Origin of the sequence: Alloyangia mangrovi (assembly GCF_002300555.2) — a bacterium.
Lineage (GTDB): Bacteria > Pseudomonadota > Alphaproteobacteria > Rhodobacterales > Rhodobacteraceae > Salipiger > Salipiger mangrovi.
Genome location: NZ_NTHN02000147.1, coordinates 1 through 662, shown reverse-complemented (window position 1 = coordinate 662; position 662 = coordinate 1). Strand labels below are relative to the sequence as shown.

The window sequence follows — 662 nt, the reverse complement described above, 5'->3', positions numbered from 1 at the left end:
GGGTGAGCGTGGCGCCGATGGCCGACAGCAGGCCGATCAGCATCGCCATGTTCATCCCGAGCGCCAAGGTCGCGACGAGGCCGAGCCCGCCGTAGCTGAGCACCATGAGCACGCAGACGGCGACCAGGCCCACGACCGCGGCGCGGGCGCCGGCGGTGATGCTGTCCTGTCCGAGCTCCGGCCCGATGGTCCGCTCTTCGAGGAAGTGCAGCTCGGCGGGCAGGGCGCCGGCACGCAGCAGGGTCGAGAGCTCGGTCGTCTGCTCGACGCTGAAGTTGCCGGTGATGATGCCCGAGCCGCCGGGGATGTGGCTCTGGATGACCGGGGCCGAGAGAACCTCGCCGTCGAGCACGATGGCGAAGGGCTCGCCGATATGCGCGGCGGTGTAGTCGCCGAAGGCGCGGGCACCCGAGGTGTCGAAGCGGAAGGTCACCGCGGGGCGGCCGTTCTGGTCGAAGCTGGGCTGGCTGTCGGTCAGATCCTCGCCGGTGACCACGGCGCGCGGGTCGAGCGTGTAGCTCTGCTCTGGCTGGCTGGCCGAGGGCAGCGTGATCGCGTCGGGCCCCGCATCCCCACCAGCTCCGAGCACCTGGTTGAACGAGAGTTTCGCGGTGGTGCCGATGAGGCTCTTGAGGGTCTCGGCGCTGTCGATGCCGGGCACC

At 70.5% G+C, this 662-nt stretch carries 1 protein-coding gene; it reads right to left on the bottom strand.

What is annotated here, in order from left to right; translation table 11 throughout:
• Window positions 1–662: preprotein translocase subunit SecD (locus tag CLG85_RS28125; RefSeq protein WP_375796962.1), on the bottom strand; the 662-nt coding region annotated here is incomplete at both ends.